This window comes from Shewanella sp. LC6 (assembly GCF_006385735.2).
In the GTDB taxonomy this organism is placed as follows: domain Bacteria; phylum Pseudomonadota; class Gammaproteobacteria; order Enterobacterales; family Shewanellaceae; genus Shewanella; species Shewanella xiamenensis.
The window spans coordinates 2,311,128-2,335,818 of record NZ_CP043902.1 but is presented as its reverse complement, the minus strand read 5'-3'; the positions used below and the strand labels follow the sequence as shown (position 1 = coordinate 2,335,818).

Genomic DNA, 24,691 nt, shown 5'->3' with positions numbered 1-24,691 from the left:
ACATGGGTTAAGTGCCACGTCTAAATTCGACTTTTACTTTGGCGCAATTTTTTTAGTCGTTGAAAACACCGTTATTCATAACGCAGCGCTGTGGCTGGTTGCACCCTTGCAGCCCGTAGCGCAGGGTAAAGAGTTGCCACTAGGGTCACCACTAAGGTACCGACAATAATCAGCGACAATTGCCCAAGCGCCAGTTTTACCGGCAACATTTGCCCTGCCCCTAAAATCGAGATCCCAAGGGTTGCCATAAGACCATTGAGATTAAGGGTAATTAGAATACCGACCACTAAGCCCAGCGCTAAACCTAACACCGCATTCAATAAACCTTGCACCACAAAAATGCCCATCACAGCTGAGGTTCTTAAACCTTGGGTTTTAAGCACCGCCACATCGGTGGTTTTATCGACAACCATCATCACCAACGCCGAGACGATATTGAATGCCGCTACCGCGACAATCAGGCTGAGCATCAGCGACATCATGTTTTTTTCCATCTTCACTGCGCTAAATAGATGCCCATAAGTGTCACGCCAATCGCTCGTGGTCGCCTCAATGCCCTGCGCGGTCAAGATTTGCTGCACATCCTTGGCAAGCGCAGGCGCGTTAAAAGGATCGTTTAAATACAGCCTTAGCTGGTTGATTTCATCACTGGGCTGACGCATTAACCGCTTTGCATCTTGATAATGAACGTAAGCCACGCCCGCATCCACTTGTGAGCCCATCTCAAACACCGCAGACACTAAAAACTTGCGTTGGCTGGGCACAGGGCCAAGCGGCGAGTACACCACGCCATCGCCACTTAATAAGCGTACCGTATCCCCAGGGCTGACTTTTAATTGACGGGCAAGCTCGCTGCCCAATATGACCTTATACTGGCCACTGGTTAACTCGTTAAACGCGCCTGAATAGGTATGTTGCGCCACCGCGGAGAGTTTTTCGGCAAGCTCTGGAAACACCCCAAACACTTGCACGGCGCGGATATTCGCCGCCGACTGCACCATGGCTTGCGTCGACACACTGGGCGTCACCCCTTGCACGCCGGGCAGCTTAGTTAGCTTTTCTGCCGCAATAGTCCAATCGCTTAACGGAGCTTTAGTATAAACAGTCAATTGCGGTACAGCGCCGAGGATGCGCTGCTTTAATTGCCCTTCGAGGCCATTCATCACCGAACTGACCACGATCAAGGCGGCAACCCCTAAAAAAATGCCCGAAACGGCAAATAAGGTAATAAAAGAAGCAAATGCGTTTGCTTTTCTGGCCCGCCAATAACGGTAACCAACGTAGAGAGGGAATCGAAGATCCATTGAAAGAGGGCTGCGTCCTGTGTGCTGAACTTGCTAAATCATAAAGATGGGCACGATAATAGGGGTTTAGGTTCTATAAATAAAGAGGCAAGCCTTGTTCACTGACACCAATCCGTATTTTAGTGTGCCTCATCCCTTTACCGCTTACTTAAGCCTCTGGGACGAAAATCGACCTCTACCCAATGAAATGGCTTTAAGATCAATGCAATCCTTAGGGATCCAGCTATTGAGTGAAGTAAAAGCCCTCGAAGCGAGCTGTTTGTTACAATTGCGGCATTTAGATAATGAAGCCAAGGTGGTGGTGGATTTTCTCAAGCTACAATCGCGCAAGGTGGATTTAGTCCTGCAACACGTGCTCGAAAAAGAAGTCCAAGAGGGTGATAAATATGATGGTTGTCAGTTTGGTGGTAGCGGTATTCGCATAATCAGCACGACCGAATTACCTCTAGGGCGCCATTTTAAAGTGACCTTATTTATCCATGACGAACTGGTCGCTATTTTATGTTTTGCCAAAGTCACCGCTTGTATGCTCTCACAGGAAGCCCAATCAACTGCGCAGCAAGCACAACAGCACAACGCCTCGTCGCCCTATCTAATCGACCTCGAATTTAGCCAAATACTGGATTCGGATGTGGAGCAACTGGTCAAAGCGAGCCTCAATGTTCAACAAAAACAACTTAAACTGCGTAAACAAGCTAGGGACGAACGCCAATAAAGACGAGAGTTTTCACTAGCACCCTCGCGCCCAAGTCACTACAATAAATGCAACTTTTTGTGAATGAATCCGTTTATCCCACGCCAATGACACATATTTCAGCCCTAACACCGCCCGTTGTAAAAAATGGCACTCAAATGCAAACTCTGTCGTGTATCGCCGGAGTGGGTCAAGCGGTCACCCTCGCCAGCTTGATACGCCAACACCCAGGCACCACGCTCATTGTCACCAGTGACACACCAACGGCATTGAGTCTCGAGTTAGAGCTTAATTATTTATTAGCGAACACCACCATTAAGGTGCGGCTATTTCCTGACCGTGAAACCCTGCCCTACGACAGTTTTTCACCCCATCAGGATTTGATCTCCCAGCGTTTAGAAACCCTATCGCAAATATCCCATGCTGAGCACAGCGTGGTTATCGTGCCGGTGACAACACTGATGATGCGCTTGCCGCCGAAATCCTATTTAAGCTCCAATGTATTTGTGCTTAAAAAGGGCGATAAATATCAGCTCCATGATGTACGCCAGCAATTAACCGATACGGGCTATCATTTAGTTGAGCAAGTTTACGAACATGGCGAGTTTGCCATTCGGGGCTCAATTCTCGATATCTTCCCTACCGGCGTGAATATGCCGCTGCGTATCGAGCTTTTCGATGATGAAGTTGAAACTATTCGCCATTTCGACCCAGAGACCCAGCGCTCATCCACACCCGTCGATGCGGTGCGATTATTACCGGCAAAAGAATTTCCAACCGATAGCAGTGCTATCGAAGGCTTTAGACAACGCTATCGCCGCCGTTTTGAGGTGATCGTTAAAGAGCCAGAGTCGGTTTATCAATTGGTGAGCCGAAATTTGATGCCCGCTGGGATTGAAAACTATCTGCCACTGTTTTTCGATGAGGTCGCGACGCTATTTGATTACCTGCCGAAGGACACTCAGTTAGTCACCTTGGGCGATATCGAAAAATCCGCTCGCGCCCATTTGCATGAAGTGGAAACACGGTATGAAGACCGACGGGTCGATCCGCTACGACCACTGCTTGCCCCTAAAGAACTGTATTTACTGATAGAAGAATTATTTGCCGCCTTTAAGCCGCTACCTCGCTATCAATTTGTGGCCCCAAATCCTGACACCAATGGTGTTGCGGCGCAAATTGATGCCAGAGCCTTGCCTGAGGTAAGCGCCAATCACAAATTAAAGCAGCCGTTAATCGCACTGCAGGATTATGCTGAGCAGGCGCCGCGCATATTATTTAGCGCAGAATCTGAAGGTCGCCGTGAAGCGCTGCTCGAACTCTTAGGTAAAATCCAGTTAAAGCCTACGGTATTTAGTCATTTTGATGAGTTTATTAAAACTGATACCAAACTTGGCTTGATCGTTTCGCCCTTATCCCGTGGTTGTGTACTGGGACTCGGCGCACAAACTGCCGTCAGCATCATCTGCGAAACTGAGCTCTTCGGCCAGCGGATTTCACAGCAGCGTCGCCGCGAAAAACAGCGTCAGATCAGTAACGATACCTTAATCAAAAACTTAGCCGAGCTGAAAGTTGGCCAGCCGATCGTACACTTAGAGCACGGTGTTGCCCTTTACCAAGGTTTAGTCACCCTCGATACTGGCGGCATTGTTGCTGAATATTTGCAACTTGAGTACTCAGGTGGCGATAAGCTCTATGTCCCCGTTTCCAATTTACATTTAATTAGCCGCTATAGTGTTGGCGCCGATGGGGAAACGCATCTTAATAAACTCGGTAACGACACTTGGGCTAAGGCAAAAAATAAAGCCATTGAAAAAATCCGCGATGTGGCCGCAGAACTTCTCGATGTCTATGCACGTCGCCAAGCTCGTCCGGGTGAGAGCTGCGAAATCAATGACGAAGAATACGCCCAATTCGCTCAAGGTTTCCCCTTTGAAGAAACCGTCGATCAAGAAAGTGCAATACATGCCGTGCTCGCCGATATGCAATCGCCAACCGCAATGGACAGATTAGTTTGTGGTGATGTGGGCTTTGGGAAAACCGAAGTCGCGATGCGCGCCGCCTTTGTGGCGGTGAATGCGGGTAAACAAGTGGTTGTGTTGGTACCCACCACGTTACTCGCCCAGCAGCACTACGAAAACTTTAAGGACAGATTTGCCGACTGGCCGGTAGTGATTGAAGTGATGTCACGCTTTAGAACCGCCAAAGAGCAGACTCAAGTGCTGAAACAGCTCGAAGAAGGCAAAGTCGATATCGTGATTGGCACCCATAAATTGCTGCAATCCGAGGCTAAATTTGAGAACTTAGGCCTACTTATCATCGACGAAGAACACAGATTCGGTGTCAGACAAAAAGAGAAAATTAAAGCACTACGGGCCAATGTGGATATTTTGACCCTCACCGCCACACCAATCCCCCGCACCTTAAATATGGCGATGTCGGGAATGCGCGACTTATCGATTATTGCCACACCTCCCGCTAAGCGTTTGGCGGTGAAAACCTTTGTACGCGAATCCGATCCCGCGACGGTGCGCGAGGCTATATTGCGTGAAATCCTCCGTGGTGGCCAAGTCTATTACCTGCACAATAATGTCGAAACCATTGAAAAATGTGCCCAAGACATTAGTACCTTGTTACCTGAAGCGCGGGTGGTGGTGGCCCATGGCCAAATGCGTGAGCGGGATCTTGAGCGGGTGATGTCGGACTTTTATCACCAAAGATTCAACGTGTTAGTCTGTACCACTATTATCGAAACCGGTATCGACGTTCCCAGTGCAAACACCATTATTATCGAACGCGCCGACACCTTTGGTTTAGCCCAGTTGCATCAGCTACGTGGCCGTGTGGGTCGCTCTCACCATCAAGCCTATGCGTATTTGATGACGCCACATCCTAAACGTATGACTAGCGATGCTCGCAAACGTCTCGAAGCCATCGATGCCCTTGAGGATTTAGGTGCCGGTTTTATGCTCGCCACCCAAGATTTAGAGATCCGCGGCGCAGGCGAACTCTTAGGTGATGAGCAAAGCGGCCATATCTCAAAAATTGGCTTTAGCCTCTATATGGAAATGCTTGAATCGGCGGTCAAAGCGCTTAAGCAAGGCAAAGAGCCATCTCTGGCACAAATGCTCAATCAGCAATGTGAAATGGAGCTCAGAATTCCGGCCCTATTACCTGAAGACTATGTCGGTGATGTGAATATTCGTCTGTCGCTCTACAAGCGGATCGCCAGTTGTGACAGCGAAGAAGCCTTAGACGAACTTAAAGTTGAGCTTATCGACCGCTTTGGTTTACTACCCGAGGCCACTAAAAACTTGATGGAAATGACTCTGTATAAACATCAGGCAACTCGGCTAGGGGCAACTAAAATTGAGGTACACGCCAAGGGTGGCAGTATCGAATTTAGCCAAGATCATAATATCGACCCAGGCTTTATCATTGGATTACTGCAAAGTCAGCCACAAATCTATCGAATGGACGGGCCGAATAAGTTAAAGTTCATGCTCAGCGCCGAAACGGCAAAAGAGAGGCTCGCGTTAGTCAAGCTCTTGCTCGAACAACTATCTCAACATCAATCGCAACATCGTCTTGGAGATAAATAGTGTTACGTCAACTCGCGGTCTCTATCGCTACACTTATTGCACTTTCACACAGTTCACTTGCCCGTGCTGAGGCGTGGTTCGAGGTTGAAGTCTATATTTTCGAACGCCAAAGCCAGTCAACTGAACAATGGCCTATGGCCCCAATTGAGACGAAAACCAATAGTGCAATCGACCTAATCTCACCGGTTGTAGGTCAGGCTGTGGTCTCCATGAGTAATGAGTCTGCGCCTTGCACACTTGTTTATGATGCCGATGCCAATAGCCATTGCGCAGAAAACACAAATACGAATGCCACTAATAACACCGATAATAGCACTAGTGGCGGCTTAAGGATCACAGGCCCAAGCACAACGACCACCCAGTACCGTTACCCAAGCATGATCCCATCGGAAATCGGCAGTAGCAGCCAAACCTACGCCAAACTTGGCAGTGGCCCGGTATTACTCGCAAGCAACCAAGGTCAGTTTGCAAGTATCGTTAATAGCTTATCCAGAGAACGTGGTAATCGCAGTCTACTGCACATGACATGGCAGCAACCTATGACGGGTAAAAGCGGCTCAGTGCCTGTTCGCCTATTTGCTGGTAAGGATTTCTCCGCCAACTACCACTTCGATGGCCGCCAAATTGTGCAACAAGCGTTAAACAGTTCGATACAAAATACTCAAGGCTCCCAAGGAATGGCTTTAGAAAGTTCGGCACCATTGCTACCCTCTCCTGTTTGGCAACTTGATGGCACGCTGAATATTTACCTCAGCCACTACCTCTATATCGAAACGGCCTTAAATCTTCGCAAAGAAGGACGTAAGTTAATGCCTGTGCTGACCGATGAAACCAGCACAAATACTAATGCGACGCCTGTTAAAGTGATGACGCCTTACCTGATGTCTATTCCGCTGGAACAGAATCGCCGAGTGAAAAGTGATGAAATTCATTATCTCGATCATCCCGAAATGGGCATGGTGATCCAGATCCGTAAAATGGCGCAACCTAGCGCATAAAACGCCAGCCGATCAATGCTAAATAAAAAGCGGTAATACGAGTGTAATTACCGCTTTTTATCACCAATAGCCCCATGACCATTCAAGACTCACCCAGACTGAATTTAGCAGCAAGTCAGCGCACTATTGAAAAATCCAAATAAATATCATCGCCTTGGTCTTCTTCCACCTGCACCATTAATCCATCGGTGCGAGGCACGCCTAACTCACACCAGGCAATAAGATTATCTACAGCAGGATTACTGCCCTGTGCGAGCACTTCGACACTTCCATCGACGCAATTAGTCACATAACCTGTCACGCCCAAGGCTCGAGCCTTTGTCAGTGTCGCATGCCGACAGCCCACACCCTGTACGGTTCCCGTTAATTTGATTAGCACCCGTTTCATTTAAGACTCCTGAACAAGGTTAGCTTGTTATTCTCATGCGAGTTTAAGCATAGCCGAGATTTGAGCTTAGTTACGTTATAAATGTGTTAAGTGATGGATTTACTGAGTGAAACAAATGAAATGAAACGCATAAAAAAACAGCTAACAAGACCGCTGTTAGCTGTGTCGGGCGACATACGCAAAAGGTTGTCCATAAATGGACTAATGGCATAAAAGTTTGTAGCATTTTGTAACAAACTATTAAGACGCGCTACTTTACACAATTAATTACAAATTTCAACAAAATGATAGATAAATCCACTCTTACAGTACTTATTTAATGCTTTTTACTGAAATAGCCAACCAAACCAATAATATATACCGTCAACCATTCCAAATATGAAATATATCGATATACCAATACATGACGCTCGGTAGCATAAGCAGCAACCCCGTACATATAACGAACTGAAATATGGAAATGAGCGAAGGCTAAGGCTGGCAATCACACGAAAACCAAACCTATTCCCCTACAAATGAGTAGCGATGCGCGGTCTAATGATGAGTCTGCAAACGAGTATTAACCGTTTAGCTTAAAAGCTTTGATTTTAGGCAAATGGGCCGCTAATTGGGGGAATTTATGGGGTTGAGTTTCATCCCATTCGATAGGGTAAAAACAACTGAGTTCACTGGACGTTGCTTGACTGTCGAGCACTTCATCAAGACGAGACAGAATGCACATCGCTTTGTGGGTATTCTTCAACCTAAACTCTGAAACACACTTATTGGCGATGTCGGCATACTCTTCCGGGCGATCAATTTTCCCTTGCATTGTCTCTTCTGGATGAAGATTGGGATTGATCAACACCGACTTTAACCCATTTAAAAAGCCAATTCGCTCAGCCCAATACGCCCCCAAACCGACGCCCACCATTAACGGCGTGGGATCGTCGCTATACTGCATTTGCTTGGCGACCTCTTTCAATAAATGCTGCATATCATGCTTGGGATGCAAAGTGCTATAGCTGATAAGCCTTACATCTGGGTCAATAAACTGCAACTGACGCATTTTTTCGTGATTACCAGGGCTAGTCGCATCGAATCCATGAAGATAAAAAATCATATTGAGACCTTTTAACAATCTGCCAAACACGGCGCATGCCACTAACCCTAGCAAATATTCATTGCAGAACCTTGCGCTACATCAAACTTTTGCCTGTTGTGCGAGCTGTATTTGCTCGGCCAGCTGCTTAGCATTTTCCCAACGAGCACTATTTTCTAATGCGATAGCAGTCTGCGCCGCATTAGGTTTAAGTAAACTCGCCGGATGTTTCGGTGCAGCAGAAGGCCATACAAAACCGTTTAAGAGTGACATAACACCTGGATTATCATTACAAACCAAAATCATATCGCAACCCGCATCCAACGCAGCTTGAGCGCGGCCTATATAATCTCCCGCAAAAGATGCGCCCTTCATCCCCAGATCGTCGGAGAAAATCACCCCATTAAAACCCAGATCTTGGCGAAGGATCTGATTTAACCAATAGGTTGAAAAGCCCGCAGGATTGGGATCAACTTTAGGGTAGATCACATGGGCAGGCATAATGCCTGATAATTTACCTTGAGCGATCAACTCCTTAAACGGCAGAATATCTTGATTAAAAATCGCCTCAGCCTCACGTTCATCGATAGGTTGCGCAATATGGGAATCTGCCGCCACACTGCCATGACCTGGGAAATGCTTACCCACGGCACCCATGCCCGCCTCGGCCATACCCTCAATAAAACTCTGCGCTAACGCAATCACTTCATCGGGCTTTGCACTAAAACTACGTTTGCCAATGACTTGGCTAATGCCGTTAAGATCGAGCACAGGCGCAAAGCTTAAGTCGATGTCACAGGCGAGTAACTCAATGGCCATTAAAAAACCCAGCTCACAGGCCCAACGTTTCGCCAATGCCATCTCGCCCTTAGCCGCTGGCAAAATATCCCCCATGGCCGGAATAAGCGTAAAACCTTCGCGAAAACGTTGTACTCGTCCGCCCTCATGGTCGACGGCAATCAAAATCTCGGGACGAATTTGGCGGATCAGCTGCACCAAGGCAATTAATTGCTCACGGCTAGTAAAGTTGCGGGAAAACAGGATCAAACCGCCCACTTGCGGATGGCGCAGCATCTCAGCTTCAGCCTCACTGACCTCTAAAGACAGCAGATCCAGCATTAGATAACTCATAATTCTCCCTAAAATTTCTTATTCATACTCAAAAAATAACCATAGCGATACTGGCTACAGGGTTCACAAAAATCCCCAAAAAGCGAGCCATTTACCGTCAAATTTTACCCAAAACCGATAATGTAGGCCATTAAATCGACATTAATGATCCGCTAATTAAGCTCAGCTTATCCGAAGACTTTCTAATAAAAAAAACTAATGTGAATCTTGATACTGATTTATGGGATACTGAACATAAGCGTATCACACAAGCCTATTTTTACGTGGATAATGCCTGCAGTTTGCCAGAGTTGATGCCCTAAAAACCAGCGTATTAACACGATAACTGCAAAGTTCATCCGCACACACTAAAATAAAAATCGAGACACAACAGGACTTCAATCATGATTAGCGTATTCGATATGTTCAAGATCGGCATTGGCCCTTCGAGTTCACACACTGTTGGCCCCATGAAAGCGGGCAAAATTTTTATGCAGCACCTTGCTGATTCGGGCCAGATTGCCCAAGTGGATGAATTAAGAGCCGAACTCTTTGGTTCCCTCGGCCAAACCGGCAAAGGCCACGGCACAGGTAAGGCGGTCATCTTAGGCTTGATGGGTGAAGATCCTGAAACCGTCGATACCGACAGCATCGATGGCATTCTTGAGCAAGTGTCTAAAAATGAGACCCTTACCCTCAGCTGCGGCAAAGTAGTCAAGTTTACCCGTGAAGACGGCATTACCTACCACAGACGTAAAACCCTTCCCGCCCATGCGAACGCCATGACACTGTATGCCTACAGCAAAGGCGAATGTATTTTTGAGCGCACTTACTACTCTGTCGGTGGCGGATTTATCTTAGATGAAGATGAAATCAACCAACGTAATGCCTCACCAGCATCGCAAATTGAATCAGCACCTTATGATTTTAACAGCAGCGCCCAATTACTCGAACTTTGTACTGAACATGGCTTAAGCATTTCATCCTTAATGATGGCCAACGAACTTAGCCTAGCCAGTGAAGAAGAAGTCAAAGCCAAGCTGTGGAATATTTGGCAAACCATGAAAACCTGTATTGAACGTGGTTACCAAAAAGAAGGCATTTTGCCAGGCGGTTTAAAACTTCGTCGCCGTGCGCCAGCACTCTATCGTCGCCTCAAAGCCGAAGGCCGTAACAACGTCGATCCATTAACCGCAATGGATTGGGTCGATTTATTCGCCCTCTCGGTAAACGAGCAAAACGCAGCAGGCGATCGCGTTGTGACTGCACCAACAAACGGCGCCGCAGGTATTATTCCTGCCGTGCTTTGTTACTACGATACCTTCGTGCAAGAAGTCGATATCGACGTTTGTGCCCGTTACCTGTTAACCGCCGCTGCAATTGGTATCTTGTATAAGAAAAATGCCTCGATCTCAGGCGCTGAAGTTGGCTGTCAAGGTGAAGTCGGCGTAGCCTGCTCGATGGCGGCTGGCGCCTTAACCGAAATTATGGGCGGCACAGTGGAACATGTTGAAAACGCGGCCGAAATCGGTATGGAACACAACCTAGGTTTGACCTGCGATCCCGTTGGCGGTCTAGTGCAAGTGCCCTGTATTGAACGTAATGCAATGGGCGCAATCAAGGCCATTAACGCCTCACGTATGGCGCTGCGCGGCGACGGTAACCACAAGGTATCACTGGATAAAGTGATTAAAACCATGATGGATACAGGTAAAGATATGCGCAGTAAATACAAAGAAACCGCCAAAGGCGGCCTTGCGGTGAACATTGTTGAGTGTTAATCCACTCAAGCTGTTAATTAACTTAAGTCTTTAGCACTGTCATGCCGCACTTAACCGTTCAAACCTAAACGATTAAGCGCGGCATTTGTTTATCTTAAAACGAGTACAACGTTTAGTTCGTCGCCTTCATTGATGAATTCACATATTGCGAAATCACTCCCGACCATGTTTTTTCAATTTCAGGAATAAGCTGCGAAAACGCTTGTTTTTCAGTCTCTCGGCGCAAATCATCGACTGCATCAGAGGTGCTCCATACCGATGCGTTTCGACTTTCCTTTGCCGTCGACTCCGCTAATCCATACAAATATTCGGTGCGTACATCAAACAGAGCCGCCGAGACGGTTGTCGTCACGCTCACTTCTTTATTTTTTAAAAACCCAAGGGAAATGACATTCAGTGGCGCAAATTGCTGCTCACCCGCATGGAAAGAGGTATCAAAGGTATAAATCAGTAAGATATCCGCTTTGAGTCTTGCCGCAGCTTCCCGCAATGATTTGATGGAATCTAACTGCTCCGGCAACAAAATACGATTTAACGGTGCAATCCCTGCCACCTGCGGCATTTTACCTAATTGAGCAAAATCGGCTTCGGTTTCGACTTCACGAGTAGTGACCACGCTGTAACGGCCTGTGCCAAAACTGCTTAAACGGTAGGATGCATAACCCGGCGCCTGAATACGTGCCACGGCAAAATGTGCAGGGAATGTTGCAGCCGCTTGCACCGACATCAGCGCATTAATATCCGAATCTGCTAAGCTGCCGATAGCCACACTGCCACCAGGCGTAGTGTAAGAAGCACAACCGCCCAACAACATTAAACTCAAAAACGCCACAAGCTTTATCTTTTTCATTATCCCTCCATTAAACACACTTCATTCCCATGAATAGAAAAATAACTTACTGTTTAAAATAAATTTTTACTATCTAATCACTAAAATACATTGTTTCAAATTATTCCTCAAAACACGACAGGCTCACTTATCCAAACAATTAAATAAACGAAATATGATGCTCTTCAAAAAGTAAATTAACCTGAACTCGGGGTAACGAGTGTCGAAAAAATCTAAATTTAACTAGGGCGTGTTGACGTTTCAGGGTTATTTTTGCAGCAATGTGGCTGGCTTTTATGCAAGGCAAAGTCCGTGCAGTGTAGTTATTCTACATAAACGGACGATAACGCGGCAGAAAAGCCAGCCAAATGCTGCCCGAAGGGTTCGTCTGGCAAGCCCTTGCTCTTACTTTCAGTCATAAGAGCCGCTCGTCATTTGAGTAAACTACACATCATTCCTCCGAGCACATGCTTGCCAGAACGAACAAAATCTAATCTCGAAACGTCAACACGCCCTAACTAAATCAATGCCATAAATGATTCTTTTGAAAGAAAAATATTTTTTCTGACTGAATGCGCAGATTTTTTGTGTATATCAAGGCGCTCTGTCGTATGCCATAGCGAGCGATGGTGAGACAGAGCAACGCAGAGAGGCCAGAAAAGATGCCTATTCAGCGGCTCTACTTATCCCGAGCTCAGGTTAAATTAGGCCAAACTCACCGATGTACACATCCGTTTTTATGAGAGCAAACAATAGAGAGTAGTGAAATAGCGGCAATTTATCGCAAAAGTACAATCTAATACCTTAATCAGGACAGATTTCTGGCGATATCCCTGATATCTTCCAAAGTGTTTTCTCAATCCAATCCCTGAAATAGGAAATGCGTGAGTAATGCTCAATCACGCCATACTTGCCTTCTTCCCAATTGGTTGACTCAGCATTTTGCCATGAGCTGACACCGATAAGACAAACTGAATCGGTGGAGACGAGATACGCTGGACCACCTGAATCTCCTGGGCCACTTATCCCCTCCAATGGTAAGGCATTCGCGTCGCGGTCAAAGATAAATTGCAGCCATTGCTCCTGCACTCCGACCACGGCATTGTGTGCCGCACGCAACTGTTTATCGGCCCCCGCAACGCCCACTAGCCCATTACCATAATCGCCACGTCCGACGAAGGTGGCGATTTTGCCCGTTTCGGTTGTGGCATGATTCAATTTAGCGAGTGTTGCATCCTCAATGGAAGAAGCCAATTGAACCAAGGCAATATCGTAGGGAAAGTGCCTCTCTTTCCAAAGTGGATGTTTTATCACGTCTTTAATCGGGTAAAAATGCGTTTTAAATTGCACCTTATTGCCGACCGTTAGCTCATTAGCCACGTGCGCCGCCGTCACAATCCATTGCTTATCGATAAGGCTGCCAGTGCCAAGCACGATTTCATCACCTTTATAAAGTCCTAAAAAGGTGACCGTCGAATTATCGCTTTGCGCCGCCGCTTGATATTTCGCGTCATCGACATCATGCCTAATAATCATGGCATTGGCGGTACTCATTATCGCCAGTAACAGTACAAACATCCATTTCATATTGAACTCCTATCCTTGCGTATATTTATTCACCAATATTGTTCGATGAGAATATAGAGAATGAATCATCATTAATTTCGAGAACTTAACAGTTTTTTTTCATTTCAGATATAGCCGCTGCATTCAAATCATTCAGGCGCAATGGACCAACATGACATGCTGAATGACATCACGATTTATCCGTAGAAAACAAAAGCGCAGCGAACTTGATGTTCACCGCGCTTTTTAATATTTAACCCTAGGCTTTAACTCTGAGGTTTAATCCTGAAAGGGGTTAACGATTGGCAACCTTATTTAAAATACAAGCTATGGAATTTAAGGTGTTCTTCAATAAAGCTCGCAATAAAGTAATAGCTATGGTCGTAGCCCGCCTGCATACGCAAATCTAAGGGATAGCCTTTCGTTTTGGCGATATCACTGAGCGTGTGTGGCATTAATTGTGTTTCTAAAAAGCTGTCGGCATCGCCTTGGTCGACTAAAATAGGCACTTCGCTGATCGCCAATTTGAGTAACTCACAGGCATCATATTGGCGCCAGTGCTCACGATTTTCCCCTAAATACTCGGTAAAGGCTTTAATCCCCCAAGGCGCATTGCTTGGATTGCTGATAGGGCTAAAGGCCGAAATGGAGCTATATCTGTGGGGATGGGTTAATCCAATGACTAACGCGCCATGCCCGCCCATGGAGTGGCCAGAGATAGCGCGCTGTCCGGTTACGGGGAAATTCGCTTCAATCAGCGCTGGCAGCTCATGCACGATATAGTCGTACATTTTATAATGGCGATTCCAAGGTGCTCTGGTCGCATTCACATAAAACCCTGCGCCAAGACCTAAGTCATAGGCTTTATCCGGTGCATCGGCAACATCATCACCACGAGGACTGGTATCGGGAGCGACGATAGCCATTCCCAACTGCGCCGCAATACGCTGCGCGCCCGCCTTCTGCATAAAGTTTTCATCGGTACAGGTGAGTCCAGATAGCCAATACAACACAGGCACTGATTTGTTGGCCGCCTCGGGTGGCAGGTAAATCGCAAAGCGCATCTCGCAGTTCAGCGCCTGAGATTGATGGCGATACTGTTTGTGCCAACCACCAAAACTCTTATTACAGCTGATATTTTCTATGGTCATGTCAATCCCTTTCCTGTTCACTTTCAGTGGTTAGCTTGCCGTTCAAGACCCTATCACAAGCTTAAAACACATAAGCAGCAGATAAGTCGTTAGCGGTTATCTGCTGCTGTGATGCCAAAGAGCGCAATTATTTATCGAAATGGATCACGCTGCGAATGCTCTTGCCTTCATGCATCAAGTCGAAGGCTTCGTTGACTTGCTCAAGTCCCATAGTGTGGGTGATAAAGTCATCTAGCTTAAACTCACCTGCAAGGTATTGTTCAACGATTTTAGGTAATTGCGAACGTCCTTTTACGCCACCGAAGGCAGAACCGCGCCATACACGGCCCGTCACCAGTTGGAATGGACGGGTTGAGATCTCCTGCCCTGCGCCCGCAACACCAATGATCACTGATTCGCCCCAGCCCTTGTGGCAACACTCAAGCGCGCTGCGCATCACATTGACATTACCGATACATTCGAAGGAATAATCCACGCCGCCATCGGTCATCTCGACAATCACCTCTTGAATGGGTTTGTCGAAATGTTTCGGATTAATACAATCGGTTGCACCTAATTTACGGGCAAGTTCGAATTTAGATTCGTTGATATCAATGGCAATAATCCGGCTGGCTTTAGCCATGGTCGCACCAATAATGGCCGAAAGACCAATACCACCTAGGCCAAAAATCGCCACGGTCGCGCCTTCTTCCACCTTAGCGGTGTTCATTACGGCGCCCATACCTGTCGTCACACCACAGCCGAGCAGACAGATCTCTTCTAATGGCGCAGTTTTATTAACCTTAGCCAATGAAATTTCAGGTAATACCGTATATTCAGAGAAGGTAGAACAGCCCATATAATGGAAAATTGGCTGACCATCTTTATAGAAACGCGTGGTGCCATCTGGCATTAAACCTTTGCCTTGAGTCGCGCGGATCTTCTGGCACAGGTTTGTTTTACCCGATAAACAGAATTTACATTCACCGCATTCAGGCGTGTAGAGAGGGATCACATGGTCGCCCACCTGCACGCTGGTCACGCCTTCGCCCACTTGCTCAACAATACCACCGCCCTCATGGCCGAGGATCGCTGGGAACACGCCTTCTGGATCGTCACCACTTAAGGTAAACGCATCGGTATGGCACACCCCAGTCGCCACGATGCGAACTAATACTTCGCCGGCTTTAGGTAACATCACATCGACTTCTTCAATCTTGAGCGGCTGTCCCGGCCCCCAGGCCACGGCGGCCTTTGACTTGATAAACTGTGGTTTTTCGTTCGACATGCTTGTCTTTCCTTCTTTTAATCAATGGGCTTATCAATTTACGGCTTATCCTAGCCCTACTCGCTTGTAAGCATAGATTGAGGTGGACGGATAAGCTTAAAAATAGTGTGCGGTAATGCAGTCACTAGATTGTATTTATTTCCTGAGGATTGATAATCTAGCATTTTGGCAATTCATTTTTACTGAGAAGCAACAATGTACCTTTGGGATGGCATATCAGAATTTGTAGCAGTAGCCGAAGCCGAGAACTTTACCTTGGCCGCACAGCGCCTCAATGTGTCCACCGCCCACGTGAGTCGGCAAATCGGCGCGCTGGAAAATCGCCTCGGCACTAAGCTGTTTTACCGTACGACGCGCAAGGTATCGCTTACCGAAGAAGGCACGATTTATTATCGCCATTGCCGCCAATTGCAAACAGGCCTCGAGGAGGCCGAGCGAGCAATTACCGATCTTAAAGACTCACCCCAAGGACTGATAAAACTCACCGCGCCCGTGGCCTACGGTGAAAAATTTATCATGCCGTTACTCAATGACTTTATGGTGCAATACCCGAGCGTGGAATGTAATGTTGACTTGACCAACAGAACCTTAGATTTGATTGAGGGCGGTTACGATTTGGCTATTCGCCTTGGTAAACTCGCCGACTCAAGCCTGATGGCCAAACCCCTTAGCAGCCGCACGCATTATGTGGCCGCCTCACCCAGTTACGTTGAAAAATACGGTGAGCCCCATACGCTTTCGGAGTTAAATCAACATAATTGTCTGATCGGGAATCACAATTACTGGCGCTTTATTGAACATGGCCGCGAGCGCAATATTAAGGTACGCGGCAACCTTATCTGCAACAGCGGTTACGCCCTGCGGGATGCAGCGTTAAAGGGCATAGGGATAGTACAACTCCCTGATTATTATATTGAAGAAGATATTCATGCAGGCAAACTTATCTCCTTTCTCGACGCACACCGCGAAGCTAAAGAAGGCATTTGGGCGCTCTACCCCCAGAATCGTCACCTGAGCGCCAAAGTGCGGGTTTTAGTGGATTATTTAGCTGAAAAACTGGCGAGCAGTTAACTATAACAATTAATCCAATATGAGTGACAATCATCTCGCTTTCGCCAGACTCCCCACCTGTTTAGCGCCAGTTTTCCCTGAGGGTGTAATACAACATACCTAGGGCCAGTGCCTGATTACCAAACCATTCATTCAGCGGGATCCGGATATGACGCATCGCGGCGAAGAGATCGAACTCTCGCATTTGACCATCGATCGCCAGCCCCATGATCTCGGCCATGATATGGGAAGTTGCCACGCCATGGCCCGAATATCCCTGACAATACAAGATATTCGGAGTAATTTTGCCCAACTGGGGAATACGGTTAATCACTATCCCCGCCATGCCAGCCCAGGCAAATTCAATGTCAACGCCCTTTAACTGGGGGAAAGTACGTTCAATCGCCGGGCGCAGCTCGGCGGCAACGTTTTTAGGATCGCGGCCGCTGTAATTGGTGCCACCGCCAAACATCAAACGGTTGTCGGCAGTTAAGCGGTAATAATCCAGCACGAAGCGACAATCATACACGGCCAAATCCTGCGGATTAAGTTGCTTAGCTAACTCAGCCGGCAATTGGGCTGTCGCACAATTGCCAAGGGAGGCAGGAAATAACATGCCCCGTAGCTTGGGACGGCCCAATTTGTGGTAGGCATTGCCCGCGATGAGCACGCTGTTTGCCTTTACCCTTCCCTTTGGCGTGAGCACGGTTGCAAGCTCTCCTTGCTGAATATCCAGCACCTGTGAATGTTCAAAAATCTTAGCGCCCAATGAAGCCGCGGCTCGAGCCTCACCAAGGCATAGATTTACCGAATGCAGATGCATATTGCGCCGATTGACTAAACCGCCGTGGTACAAGGGCGAGGCTAAATAGGTGGGCATCTCCTGCTCAGGCACTAAGGTCATAAACTCCCCCATGCCACGGCGATTAGCCTCGTCGAACATTTGCTGTAACTCTGCCATATGTGTGGGGCGATAGGCCGTCTGGATATGACCAAATTTTAAATCACAATCAATGTTGTACTTCGCCACTCTACTTTTGATGATATCGTGCCCACGCCAGCGAAGATCCCACACATAATCCTCGGCATCCTGACCAAGATGACGGCGTAATTGCTTGGTCATCGCTGCATCGCCAGATAGGCTTCCGGTCACTTGACCACCATTACGGCCAGTGGCGCCCCAAGCAATTTTATTTGCCTCTAATAATGCGACCTTGTAGCCTTTTTCAGACAACTCAACCGCTGTTGCAACCCCAGTAAACCCGCCGCCGATAATGGCAACATCTACACGAAGATTACCTTCAAGTTCTGGATAATCAGACTCTTGCTTAATGGTGGCATTGTAATAAGAGGCACAGCGTTTGGCTGACATAGGGTTTCCTTACACGATGTTATTATGATTTTTCGTTTAATATTTTTTACAAACGTTCAGAATTTTTGAGTATAACGAAGCTATTATCATGGTCAACAGAAGAATGCCCCCTGACAGGGAAATAAGCGAGTTTGGCAAAACAGCTTAAGCCATTGGATTAACGAGGTTAGTGACTTAAGCTAGGCACCACCCGCTAGGATGGTAATAGAATTGACCCTGCGTTATTGTCTCAAGGGTAATCGCCATCAGAAAGACGCATTTCACAAAGATTTATTTAACAATAACTTGTTTAACAATGACCTATCAGGAGAAACTATGCCGCAGGATATACAACCTCAAACAACTGATGTTCTGCCCTTTTCTCAAGCCTGTGAAAATAATAAAGCGCCTATTCTTGCGGTATTAAAAACCGCTTTTGCCAATACCAAACAAGTACTTGAAATCGGCAGCGGCACGGGGCAACACGCCGTTTATTTTGCGGCGAATCTCCCTCAACTTTTTTGGCAAACGAGCGATCAAGCGCAATATCTTGAGGGCATTAGTGCAAGATGTTTGCAACAAGGTCATCAACTTGGCGTTCATAATCTTGGCTTACCTATTACACTTGATGTGTCACTACCTTGGCCTATCAACGGCCCCCATATCGATGCAGTATTCAGCGCCAATACCTTACATATTATGAGTAAACCCAAGGTGGAAGCATTTTTTAATGGCTTAGGTGAGTATTTACCACAGCTCAACTCCCTATGCCTGTACGGGCCTTTTAACTATCAAGGTCACTATACCAGCGACAGCAATCGGCGATTTGATGACTTATTAAAACAAAGAGATAGTGAAAGCGGTATTCGAGATGTTGAATGGATTATCACCCTTGCCCAAGCCCAAAACTTAACCTTAGTTGAAGATATCGCCATGCCCGCCAACAATCGCTTACTGCATTTTAAACATTTATTGGCGTAAGGCGCTCAATCCTGAACCCAAGATTCGCATCACTGAAGCATAAGGATGCTGAGATTACTAACACTTAAACCATTATCCATACGCCCTCAAACTATACTGATAATAAGCAACAACTCAGCCCCGCACGCAATTACGGCCATCAGATTTAGCTTCATACAGGGCTTTATCCGCTCTGCTAAACAAGGTTTCTGCATCATCGCCCTTTTGCAAAGAGGCTAAGCCAATCGACACCGTAATGGCGCCCAATGAGAGTTTTTTATCTTTGCCTATCGCTAGGCGCCGCTCGGAGATCCGCTCCCTCAAAGTCTCGGCCACTTGCAGCGCATCATGAAAATGGGTATTAGGCAGCAACACCACAAATTCCTCACCGCCGTAACGGGCGACAAAGTCATCACCACGCACACATTGTTTTAAAGCCAGCGCAACATAAGCCAAGACTTTGTCGCCGATTTGATGCCCATAGGTGTCGTTAAATATCTTAAATCTGTCAATATCCACAAGTAATAAACTACAACGGGTTTGTTGTTCCTCCGCACGATGGATATGGTCTTGAATAGCAATTTCGTAAGCTCGGCGGTTATGTAACGAAGTCAATTGATCTGTCATTGCTGCCAGACTTAAATTTTCCATTTCAGCTTTTAAGTTTTGTACTTCTTGTCCCATGGCATTGAGGCTCTGCTCCATGGCTTGGTTATTAACCAATAGGCTCTGCATTTCATCAAGCACCCCATCGACTAATTGATTTAACGTATTCACATCGGGCGTTGATTGCAGTTGCAATCCAAAATCCGCCAAGGTGCTTGTAAATGCTTCCGTTCCTTGAGTTAACTGAGTAATTTTACTGATGAGAGAGTTAATCAGTATCTGAGTTTCTATCTGGACATTCTCAATGACTTCAGGGGACTTCTCTTGAATAAAATTCTTGTACAGACTGGTATTCACTTCTTTGGTAAATACGACATTGTTAGCAAGAAAACCATCAATAGCACGATTAAGATCTAAGTTTGACTGAGCAAAATACTCATACCAAATGGTGTAGTTTTCTGGCGTAACCGGTATATCGAGCGCAGACATTTGCGGTACAGCTAAACGTAAAATTTGAGCCGCTGAATCGAGCTCTTTATTTGCTGCAGGAAAAGACATGAATCATGCATCCATGAGTTGTTATAATTTTGTATAACTTAAGTTAACTCAACTGCTTCGTTTTGGATACTGGATAAAATGATTATTATGATGGCGCGCAAAAACAAAAAGAGGATGTTGCCATCCTCCTTTAATTTTTTATGTTATGCCAAAAGCGGCTCAACCTCGGCAGCGGGCAAAAATATCCAATTCAGGCTGATAAACCTGAGTTTGAACATTCATTAATCCCAATAGGCTATCGAATAAATTGTCATGGGAAAATCCCCCCTTTTCAGCTTCTTTAGCAAGACAAGCCATATTCAAGTGATTATCTTGACTAAAGTCCTCAGAAAACCAAGCCAGCATAGGAATACTCGTTTGCTCAATAGGCGCAATGCTGTAAGGGGCGCCATGCAAGTACATGCCTTTCTCACCCAAAGACTCGCCATGATCGGAGAGATAAAACATGGCGGTATCAAATTTTTCTTGCTGCTGTTTAAGTTTATTGACAACCTGACTAAGAATGTAATCGGTATATAAGATAGTGTTGTCGTAGGTATTCATTAACGCTTCAGCAGTGCAATTTTGAATATCACTACGTGGGCAATCCGGCGTAAATTTACGGTGCTCTGGCGGATAACGTAGATAATAGGTCGGCCCGTGACTGCCAATAATATGTAACGCAATCACGGTATCTTTTTGCTCGGCGTTAGCTAATGCTTCATCAAGTTTGTTCAACAAAACTTGATCAAAGCAATATTGACCGGAGCACAACTCAGGATCGCTCTTTAAATCGATAGTGATGTTCTCAACCTGATCGCACACGCCTTTACAACCCGAGTCATTATCAAACCATTGCACCTTAATCCCGCCATGATTCAGTACATCAACGGCCGTGTCTTGGGCATAGGCACGGCGGGAATCATAGTCATCGCGTCCCATGCGGGAAAACATGCAAGGCAGCGATACTGCGGTTGCCGTTCCACAAGAATGGGTATCCTTAAAGACCAGTAATCCTTGCCCCTGAGTATGGGCGTTAGTCGGTTTATCATAACCATAGTATTGATAGTTCATCGAACGAGCCGTTTCCCCAACCACCAGCACTAATAAATTGGGCTTACCGTTGGCATTGGGACTGACATTTTTTGCATCCAAGCCAAGCTGTTCATATTTGATTGGTGTTTGTAGGTAATGCACATTGATGTACTTAGCCGCCGCACCAATAAAATAGGTCGGCACGATATAACGCTTAATCTCATCATTATTGCGGCCAAAGGAAGCGTAGTCTTGGAAATAGAAGAAGGCGATAATCCCAAGCCCTGCTAACATCGCCAGCATAAACAACACTTTATGTAGTAACTCTTTGAAAAATGGCTTGTATTGGATATCAGCTTTGTAAATCAAATAGGCTGGCAAAATCCCCGTAAGCAGCATATTGAGTATGGAAGCAAAATTGACATACATCAGCGCTTCAGCGCTGTTGGTTTGAAAGGTGTTTTCAATCATGCCGTAATCAAACACGATATTGTATTTTAAGGCCGCAAAAAACACGCTAGATGATAATAAAGTGAGGATGATAAAAAAGGGCTTTAGCAGATACTTCACTGTAAACAGCGAAAACACAAAACTCAGCGCAAAGATCAAAAATAACGGCATACTGGCGATAAAAACCGGATCGACATCAGGTTGTTTTTCAATGCCTTTTTTGATGATTTCAAACAGTGGGATATTAAAAACGCAAACGTAAAATACTGCGGTGATAAAAGTGAAACGATTCACGGTTAGGGTTTTAAATCTCGTCAGCACTGGTTATGGTCTCTCAAATCAATAGTGGGCCGAAGCTAACTTAGTTTTCTTAAGGCAATCTTATGCCCTACAATTTGCGCCATCTTAGCAAGTCGTCAGATTCTCCTCAATTAAATAATCTTTATAATTAACAAGTTATAATGCGGATTAAAAAAACGGCCGAATCTGAAGGCATTCGACCGTTTTTGACTCCCCAACCTATAGGGACTTGCTCGGAACTAACCCCAGCTTGTTAATTTACTGCGGTAACAAGTGCGATTATTTTAACTGCTGTAATAAGTAGGCAAACGCCATTGAATTTAGTTCCGCAGCTTGATTATTATCTGCAGCCCCAGCATGCCCACCTTCGATATTTTCATAGTAAAGCACATCAATACCCATATCCTTCATCTTAGCCACCATCTTGCGGGCGTGCCCTGGATGTACCCTGTCGTCACGGGTTGAGGTGGTAAAAAACACCTTAGGATAATGCACGTCTTTATGCAGGTTATGGTATGGCGAGTAAGTTTTTATGTAGGCCCATTCCTCTGGAACATCAGGATTACCGTACTCCCCCATCCAACTTGCGCCAGCGAGTAACTTATTGAAACGGTACATATCGAGTAAAGGCACTTGGCATACCACGGCATTATAGAGATCGGGACGACGGGTAAAGGCGGCGCCCATCAGCAAACCACCGTTACTGCCACCTTGAATGCCTAAATGCTTGCTCGAGGTGATCTTACGGGCGATGAGATCCTCAGCGATGGCCTCAAAGTCCTCGTAGGCCTTATGACGATTCTGCTTAAGCGCCGCTTGATGCCACGCAGGACCATACTCGCCGCCACCTCGGATATTGGCCAGTACATACACACCGCCCTGCTCTAACCAGTTTTTACCAATGGTAGCTGAATACGCTGGGCGAAGAGACACTTCAAATCCGCCATAACCATAAAGCAGTGTTGGATTGCTGCCATCGAGCTTAAGATTTTTTGCCATCACCACAAAATAAGGCACTTTGGTACCATCCTTTGAGGTGGCAAAATATTGCTCGGTTTTAAATTTATCCGCCGCAAACTGCTGAGGCATACCTTTGATTTTTTGAGGTTTAAGCGCCTTAGCATTGACGGTATACAGGCTCGATGGCTCAAGGAAGCTAGTGTAGTTGACAAAGAAATCGTCACTGTCGCGCTCCATATCCATCACAGTTAGCGCGCCGTTGGCCTCAAAGGGCACTGGCGTGCTTTGCCATGCGCCTTTTTCATCTTGCTCGTAGCGAACCAGCTTACTCTTCACGTTATCGAGCCAATTAACAAAAATCGCGCTCTTACTAAAACTTAACTGCGCTATTGATGCTGTTGGCGTAGGGCTCACAAATTCAGTAAACGCCGCTTTTTGGGCAATTAAATCCGCCACATTAGCGTACACCACAGCGCCTTGGCCGAATGTCGCCGCAGGCGTTGCTAAGTCACTTTTTAGCTCAATAAACAATTTGCCTTGGAAATAGCCTTTAATCTCGGCATCTTGTGGGATTGGCAGCTTAGTCAGTTTTCCGTCTTGATAAACATATTGGGTGGCGGTGTAAAAGGTATGTGCTTCTGTGACTAGGCTCAGCGGAGTTTTATCGTCGAACATCACCCAACCCGATACTGCCACCGAGGTTTTATCACCACTAAAAATCGTTTTCGCTTGCTCAAGTGGCGTACCACGTTGCCATAACTTAACGACACGGGGATAACCTGAGTCCGTCATGCTTTGGCCATCACCAAAGTCGGTGCCGACAAATGCTTGGTCTTTATCTATCCAACTTAGGCTAGATTTCGCTTCTTTTAAAAAGAATGGCTTATCTTTTGCTGGCACAAAATCTTTGGTGGTTAAATCAAATTCACGCACTTCGACCGCATCGGCGCCGCCACGGGATAAAGACACAAAACAACGTTGATTATCGGGATATTGGCAATCAATGCTCTTAAATACCCAGTTAACCGATTCCGACTTACCTAAAGCATCGACATCAAGCACAGTTTCCCACTTGGGTTGCGCCTTTGTGTATTCTTCCATGGTCGTGCGGCGATAAATCCCCCGGACATGGGTATCGTCCTTCCAAAAGTTATACAACTTGTCGCCGATGTGGGTAGCGTAGGGAATACGCTCTTTGTCATTGAGGATAGCGAGGCTATTTGCGACTAAGGTATCAAACCCTTTGAAGGCTTTAATTTCGGCGGCTGAGGCGGCATTTTGGGCTTTAACCCATTCCATAGGCTTTGCACCTTCAACCTCTTCAAGCCACATATACGGGTCTTCTTGCGCGTGAACTTGAGCAGTCATAGTGAGCACACCTGCGATGCACCAAGGCAGTAATTTACGATTCATGTTATTCCTTTTTAAACAGAGCCCTTAAACATAGTCCTTAAACAGAGCCCTTAAATTGATTCCATCTTAATTTCTGCTCTACATTACCTTAATTGATTTTCAGTTCAACTTTTAATACAACAAGAATGTAACAAAAGATAAGGTATTGTAATCACGGATGATTAATCGAGAATGAATCGAAAATATTCAAGATGTTGTGTCATAAAAAAAGCGCCCATCGGGGCGCTTTAATCGTGACTTAATGAGCTACATAAATGT

Annotated in this window: 18 protein-coding genes; 6 read left to right on the top strand and 12 right to left on the bottom strand. The window is 46.2% G+C overall.

Annotated elements, in window-relative coordinates:
- Positions 1–71: 71 nt before the first annotated feature.
- Positions 72–1,304, bottom strand: coding sequence for a lipoprotein-releasing ABC transporter permease subunit (locus FJD32_RS10600; protein ID WP_140907028.1), 1,233 nt, complete (start codon positions 1,302–1,304; stop codon positions 72–74).
- A gap of 94 nt (positions 1,305–1,398) precedes the next feature.
- Between FJD32_RS10600 and FJD32_RS10595 the strand changes: the two genes are divergently transcribed.
- From FJD32_RS10595 to FJD32_RS10585, 3 genes are all read left to right on the top strand, one after another.
- Positions 1,399–2,019 carry a hypothetical protein gene (locus FJD32_RS10595; protein ID WP_037429792.1) on the top strand — a complete coding sequence of 207 codons (621 nt, stop codon included), beginning with the start codon at positions 1,399–1,401 and terminating at the stop codon, positions 2,017–2,019.
- 86 nt (positions 2,020–2,105) lie between these two features.
- Entirely contained in the window at positions 2,106–5,600 is a 3,495-nt protein-coding gene (mfd, locus tag FJD32_RS10590) for a transcription-repair coupling factor (RefSeq protein WP_140907066.1), read from the top strand.
- Positions 5,600–6,598: a peptidoglycan binding protein CsiV gene (locus tag FJD32_RS10585; RefSeq protein ID WP_140907029.1), complete on the top strand. Its 999-nt coding sequence runs from the start codon at positions 5,600–5,602 to the stop codon at positions 6,596–6,598. Before mfd ends, FJD32_RS10585 begins: the two co-directional genes overlap by 1 nt.
- A gap of 115 nt (positions 6,599–6,713) precedes the next feature.
- Here FJD32_RS10585 and FJD32_RS10580 read toward each other — a convergent pair whose 3' ends face one another.
- The 3 genes from FJD32_RS10580 to nagZ form a co-directional block, all read right to left on the bottom strand.
- Positions 6,714–6,986 carry an acylphosphatase gene (locus FJD32_RS10580; protein ID WP_140907030.1) on the bottom strand — a complete coding sequence of 91 codons (273 nt, stop codon included), beginning with the start codon at positions 6,984–6,986 and terminating at the stop codon, positions 6,714–6,716.
- Between the two features lie 559 nt (positions 6,987–7,545).
- Positions 7,546–8,088, bottom strand: coding sequence for an alpha/beta hydrolase YcfP (gene ycfP / locus FJD32_RS10575; protein ID WP_140907031.1), 543 nt, complete (start codon positions 8,086–8,088; stop codon positions 7,546–7,548).
- An 81-nt stretch (positions 8,089–8,169) separates the two neighbouring features.
- Complete coding sequence (gene nagZ / locus FJD32_RS10570; RefSeq protein ID WP_140907032.1) at positions 8,170–9,198, bottom strand: beta-N-acetylhexosaminidase; 1,029 nt, start codon at positions 9,196–9,198, stop codon at positions 8,170–8,172.
- A 383-nt stretch (positions 9,199–9,581) separates the two neighbouring features.
- Between nagZ and FJD32_RS10565 the strand changes: the two genes are divergently transcribed.
- Positions 9,582–10,958 (top strand): L-serine ammonia-lyase, encoded by a 1,377-nt coding sequence (locus tag FJD32_RS10565; protein WP_037429797.1) that lies wholly within the window; start codon positions 9,582–9,584, stop codon positions 10,956–10,958.
- A 112-nt stretch (positions 10,959–11,070) separates the two neighbouring features.
- On the opposite strand, the gene FJD32_RS10560 is transcribed toward FJD32_RS10565, so the two are convergent.
- The 4 genes from FJD32_RS10560 to FJD32_RS10545 all read right to left on the bottom strand — a co-directional run bounded on the left by FJD32_RS10560 (position 11,071) and on the right by FJD32_RS10545 (position 15,771).
- Positions 11,071–11,808, bottom strand: a complete 738-nt coding sequence (locus FJD32_RS10560) for a hypothetical protein (RefSeq protein WP_140907033.1) — start codon at positions 11,806–11,808, stop codon at positions 11,071–11,073.
- A 783-nt stretch (positions 11,809–12,591) separates the two neighbouring features.
- Positions 12,592–13,374, bottom strand: a complete 783-nt coding sequence (locus FJD32_RS10555; RefSeq protein ID WP_140907034.1) for a S1 family peptidase — start codon at positions 13,372–13,374, stop codon at positions 12,592–12,594.
- A gap of 290 nt (positions 13,375–13,664) precedes the next feature.
- A complete protein-coding gene (gene fghA / locus FJD32_RS10550; RefSeq protein WP_140907035.1) occupies positions 13,665–14,504 on the bottom strand; it encodes an S-formylglutathione hydrolase in 840 nt (279 codons plus the stop codon).
- A gap of 127 nt (positions 14,505–14,631) precedes the next feature.
- Positions 14,632–15,771 carry an S-(hydroxymethyl)glutathione dehydrogenase/class III alcohol dehydrogenase gene (locus FJD32_RS10545; RefSeq protein WP_011622557.1) on the bottom strand — a complete coding sequence of 380 codons (1,140 nt, stop codon included), beginning with the start codon at positions 15,769–15,771 and terminating at the stop codon, positions 14,632–14,634.
- Between the two features lie 195 nt (positions 15,772–15,966).
- Between FJD32_RS10545 and FJD32_RS10540 the strand changes: the two genes are divergently transcribed.
- A complete protein-coding gene (locus FJD32_RS10540) occupies positions 15,967–16,842 on the top strand; it encodes a LysR substrate-binding domain-containing protein (RefSeq protein ID WP_140907036.1) in 876 nt (291 codons plus the stop codon).
- A gap of 61 nt (positions 16,843–16,903) precedes the next feature.
- Here the strand turns inward: FJD32_RS10540 and FJD32_RS10535 are convergent, their stop codons facing one another.
- Positions 16,904–18,193 carry an FAD-binding oxidoreductase gene (locus tag FJD32_RS10535; protein WP_140907037.1) on the bottom strand — a complete coding sequence of 430 codons (1,290 nt, stop codon included), beginning with the start codon at positions 18,191–18,193 and terminating at the stop codon, positions 16,904–16,906.
- 315 nt (positions 18,194–18,508) lie between these two features.
- Here FJD32_RS10535 and FJD32_RS10530 point away from each other — a divergent pair, with 315 nt between their 5' ends.
- Positions 18,509–19,153, top strand: coding sequence for a DUF938 domain-containing protein (locus tag FJD32_RS10530; protein WP_140907038.1), 645 nt, complete (start codon positions 18,509–18,511; stop codon positions 19,151–19,153).
- Between the two features lie 114 nt (positions 19,154–19,267).
- Here the strand turns inward: FJD32_RS10530 and FJD32_RS10525 are convergent, their stop codons facing one another.
- The 3 genes from FJD32_RS10525 to FJD32_RS10515 form a co-directional block, all read right to left on the bottom strand.
- Complete coding sequence (locus tag FJD32_RS10525; protein ID WP_140907039.1) at positions 19,268–20,296, bottom strand: GGDEF domain-containing protein; 1,029 nt, start codon at positions 20,294–20,296, stop codon at positions 19,268–19,270.
- Positions 20,297–20,455: 159 nt separating this feature from the next.
- Positions 20,456–22,081 carry a phosphoethanolamine--lipid A transferase gene (locus tag FJD32_RS10520; protein ID WP_140907040.1) on the bottom strand — a complete coding sequence of 542 codons (1,626 nt, stop codon included), beginning with the start codon at positions 22,079–22,081 and terminating at the stop codon, positions 20,456–20,458.
- Positions 22,082–22,339: 258 nt separating this feature from the next.
- Positions 22,340–24,433, bottom strand: a complete 2,094-nt coding sequence (locus FJD32_RS10515; RefSeq protein ID WP_055646629.1) for a prolyl oligopeptidase family serine peptidase — start codon at positions 24,431–24,433, stop codon at positions 22,340–22,342.
- Between the last annotated feature and the right edge of the window lie 258 nt (positions 24,434–24,691).